Source organism: Deinococcus sp., from assembly GCF_018260405.1.
Classification (GTDB): Bacteria; Deinococcota; Deinococci; order Deinococcales; family Deinococcaceae; genus Deinococcus.
Genome location: NZ_JAGLBG010000120.1, coordinates 1 through 4,027 on the forward strand (window position 1 = coordinate 1; position 4,027 = coordinate 4,027).

At 59.2% G+C, this 4,027-nt stretch carries 4 protein-coding genes and 1 pseudogene; 3 read left to right on the forward strand and 2 right to left on the reverse strand.

The features are described from left to right. Positions 1 to 1,890 (forward strand): hypothetical protein (locus QZ269_RS11650; RefSeq protein ID WP_291426876.1); only part of this gene is annotated, 1,890 nt, incomplete at its 5' end. Positions 1,891 to 2,209: 319 nt separating this feature from the next. Here QZ269_RS11650 and QZ269_RS11655 read toward each other — a convergent pair. Continuing rightward, positions 2,210 to 2,533, reverse strand: a complete 324-nt coding sequence (locus QZ269_RS11655; protein ID WP_291426877.1) for a hypothetical protein — start codon at positions 2,531 to 2,533, stop codon at positions 2,210 to 2,212. A 44-nt stretch (positions 2,534 to 2,577) separates the two neighbouring features. Beyond that, positions 2,578 to 3,183: a GGDEF domain-containing protein gene (locus QZ269_RS11660; RefSeq protein WP_291426878.1), complete on the reverse strand. Its 606-nt coding sequence runs from the start codon at positions 3,181 to 3,183 to the stop codon at positions 2,578 to 2,580. A 241-nt stretch (positions 3,184 to 3,424) separates the two neighbouring features. Between QZ269_RS11660 and groES the strand changes: the two genes are divergently transcribed. Together groES and QZ269_RS11670 are read left to right on the forward strand one after the other, a co-directional pair. After that, positions 3,425 to 3,712, forward strand: coding sequence for a co-chaperone GroES (gene groES, locus QZ269_RS11665; protein ID WP_291426879.1), 288 nt, complete (start codon positions 3,425 to 3,427; stop codon positions 3,710 to 3,712). Positions 3,713 to 3,827: 115 nt separating this feature from the next. Then, positions 3,828 to 4,027: pseudogene (locus QZ269_RS11670) on the forward strand (TCP-1/cpn60 chaperonin family protein); the annotation flags it as partial.

Consider the following 4,027-nt stretch of genomic DNA (forward strand, 5'->3'; position numbering starts at 1 on the left):
CTGGAAGACTTTTGTGCGTGGCCCACCATGTCACTGCATAACAGCGCAAACGAAGTGACGGGCTTTCTGATGGCGCAGGTGAACACCAGCGAATTTCGTCCTGTCGCGCAGCTGTACGCGCGGGACCTTCAGGCCAACAGCCAGTCCAGTAGCCAGAACCGTCCCCAGAACGGCTGGCCGGGCACCTGGGCCTTCCGGATCCAGGTGGGCAGCCGCCTCGCGCAGGCGTTTGCCGTCTTTCACGAGGCCGGGCAGGTTATAGGAAACGTCAACGACCAGCACGCGCTGGTCTCGCCGCAGGGGCAGGTCAAACTGATCGGGGCCGACAGTTTTCAGGTTAATACCCCGCAGGAAACCTTTGCGGCCAGAACGGGCCTGCTGCAATTCACGCCGCCGGAACTGCAAGCGGGCGGAATTGCCACCCAGCAGCGCACGCCGGATCACGACCATTTTGGCCTGGCGGTGCTGATTTTCCGCCTGCTGTTCGGGGGGCGTCATCCCTATTCGGGGGTGCCGGTAGGCCGCCGGATGCCCGGCCCGGGCGAGGCGATTGCCAGCGACGCCTACGCCTATGCCCAGCAGCCCAGGCCCTATGTCAAAGCGCCCCCCGGCGTGTACGGTTCCGAGGTGCTGCCACCTGCCCTGCGCAACATGTTCGAGCGGGCCTTCGGACAGGACCACCACCAGCGCCCAGATGCACGCCAGTGGCAAACAGCCCTGAGCGATCTGGCGCTGGCCCTGGTGCCCTGTGACCAGAACGCGCAGCACGAGCGAATACCGGGCCGCCCCTGCCCGCGCTGCGAGGTGGCCACGGCCACGGCTGAGCCCACTGCCAAGCCCACTGCCAGAACCGACAGCCCAGGCGCGGTGCAGCGGCTATGGCAACAGGCGCAAGACACCCCGCCCCCCGACCGCTTACCGGCGGTTCCGGACATCCCCGACTCGCAGTGCCTGCCGCCCCTGGCCCTCAATCTGCCGCCCAGACCCCGTTCGGTCATCGCGCCCCACGTGCAAGAAACGGTGCTCCGCTGGGTGCTCCGGCTGCTGACGCTAGCCGCCGTCATGACGGTCGTGGGTCTGATTCAAAAATCGGTGCTGGCCGCCGTTCTCGAAGTCGGACTGGTGGTGTTCGCACTGACTTTAGGCAGGCGGTTTTCCGTGGACTGGGACGGGATAATCGATGGATTTCAGAACGCGGAGGGAAGATTCATCACGCGCCTGACGCCGACCAAGGGCCAGTGGCAGACCTACCACGCCGCCGTAGCGAAAAGGCGGGATGAGGTGCGCAAGCGCTTTCAAGAACTTCAGGACGAGTACGCCCGGCTGGAAAGCCGCTACAGCGAAGAAACGGTCTATGCCCAGTATCAGCAGGAACTGTTAGAACTCGACCAGCAGCGCCGCCTGCTTCAGGGCGCACCACAGGGCGACACGGTTCGGCAGATGATCGAGCAAGAAGCGTCCGAGGCCCTGAACGAGTACCTCAAGCGGCAGGCCATCGCGCCGAATACGGTTCCCGGCCTCAGTTCCCGCACAGCGCTGCACCTGACCACCATGGGCGTGCGCCGCGCTTCGGACGTGCAGACCGACAAACTGAAAGTGGTTCGCAGCGACTTCGCCGACGAACTGATCAACTGGCGCACCGGCCTGGTACAGTTTTTCCACTTCAACCCCGACAACATTCCCGCCGCCAAACTCGAAGCGGCGCGGCAGCAGGGTCAGACGCAGAATTCGGCTGCTTTCCGGCAGTTTGACCAGCGGGTCAGGCGCTTTGCGGGCACCGACTGGCGCAGTAAGGAAAATACCATCGTCGAGCAACTGCGCGGTCTCAAAGCGCAGGCCAAGCAGTACCAGAATGCGCTGAAGGAACTAGACGAGCAAAGTAAGCAGTAGCCGGGGCCATTTGCAGCAGCTTTCAGGCCACAGCTACAAGAAGCTTCCGGTAACTGAGCAGGAACAGCCCCAACGCAAGCTCTATGACCTGCCCGCCCGAAATCCGGTTGGCTTCCACTCGCTCTGCTCGAATTGAACGGTTTTTGCGAACCAGTTATACGGATTCCGATTGATTCAGAACTGCACCGAATCAATCCGAGCGGACGCGAGTAGGAATAGCAGACGGGTTTCGCGGTTTGGAGCCGCAGGCGGTGCTCTTCCGACTGTGGCGGAATCTAGCGGAATCCGTATTAGAGCAGTTCTCCGAAGTGGGTAGTTGTCAGTCATAGTTCCAACTTGCCCAGTCGTGTGTACCGTCCGGCACAGGATTATGTTTTTGGCGAAACGGACGCGACTCAAGAGATGAAGCTGAAAACTTCGTAAAAGGTAAGATCGGCACCTTTTGCTTGGGAAATCCAATTGAGAAAAATGCGTTCTCAAGGACTTTAGGCAAGGATTGTCGGGAATAGTTCCAACCAACTACCCCGAAGTGATGGGCACGTCGGAAACACACCGCCGCCCCCTTTATTCTACGTCCTGCTCTTTCTTGTTCACTTGTTCCACTTGGCAAAAAGATGGTCAAAACAGCACCATCTTTTTGCAAAATGCTCTAACCCGAGTCCGTAGAACCTGAACCCAGACCGGCCTCTACAATTGCCCCCGGTTCTTTTCCACCAGATCATCGAGTGCCTCGCGCAACAGGCTGGCCTCGGTACGGCCCAGCGCTCCCGACAGCTTGGACAGGCGCTCCAGTTGGCTTTTGGGGTAGTAGTTAGACTTAAGGACCATCTTGGACTCAACGTAGATGCACGCCCGGCCCCGGCCCTCGCGTTTGGCCCGCAGCAGGGCTTCGTCGGCGGCGCGGTACAGGGCGTCATAACGGCTGGCGTGCGCTGGGCGGGCGGCCAGCCCCACGCTCAGGCCCGTGCTGCGCGGCCACTGCGGGTCACGGTGAATATGAAAGCGCTTGATAATCTCATCGAACAGCAAAAGCGCTGTCTCGGCGGCCGTTTCGGGCAAAATCGCCGCGTACTCGTCGCCGCCGATACGCCCCACCACACTGCCCGTTGGCAGGCTACCCGAGAGCAGGCGCTCAACGACTTTCAGCACGCGGTCGCCCTCGGTATGGCCCAGGGCGTCATTAAGTTCCTTGAAATGGTCGAGGTCGAGTACAGCCAGCGTCACGGAGGCGTCTCCCAGCGCGGCAAAAGCTTCTTCAAACGGCTGACGGGCTAAAATCGCGGGGCGGGCCATATGTTACCTCCTCAATATAGTGGGAAGACATATATATACTAAGGGTATGAGCAGCCAAGTCAATACCCCCTTTAGGCGTGCTGGCGCAACTTGAGCGTGTTGCACTCAGATTGTCAGCTACCCATGTTTGACATTTTTCGCACTACCGTACTACCATCAGACACGGATAAGCCGTCTGAGTTCGGAAAAGTTCCCTCCCAGACATCATCCATCATTCATCTCAAATCCTGGAGGTAAACCCATGCTTAAACCATTAGGTGACCGTGTTCTGGTTGAAATTGTCGAAGAAGCCGAGCAGAAAACTGCTGGTGGTCTGTACGTTCCCGATTCCGCCAAAGAAAAGAGCCAGCGTGGCAAAGTCGTGGCCGTGGGCGCAGGCAAGGTAACTGACGAAGGCAAGCGCATTCCGATGGATATCAAAGAAGGGGACACGGTGTACTTTGCCAAGTACGGCGGCACCGAAGTCTCGCTGGAAGGCAAGAACTACAGCCTGCTGAGCGAGCGCGACATTCTGGCGATTGTTGAGTAAACCCCTTCAGTCAGCTTCGCTCACAGCGCCCCTAACAAGGGAGCCAAGAGACCTTCCCTCATCTTTTAGTGGTGAGAGGGTTTAACCGTTAGACCCTTCACAAGGAGTAAATATCATGGCTAAACAACTCGTATTTGATGAACAAGCCCGCCGCAGTCTGGAACGTGGCGTCAACGCCGTCGCTAACGCCGTCAAAGTGACTCTTGGCCCCCGTGGTCGCAATGTGGTCATCGAGAAGAAGTTCGGCAGCCCCACCATCACCAAAGACGGCGTGACCGTTGCCAAGGAAATTGAGCTGGAAGATAAGCTGGAGAA

Coding starts and splice junctions, on each gene's coding strand:
- QZ269_RS11660 (WP_291426878.1), bottom strand. CDS start 3,183: ATGGCCCGCCCCGCGATTTTAGCCCGTCAGCCGTTTGAAGAAGCTTTT.
- groES (WP_291426879.1), top strand. CDS start 3,425: ATGCTTAAACCATTAGGTGACCGTGTTCTGGTTGAAATTGTCGAAGAA.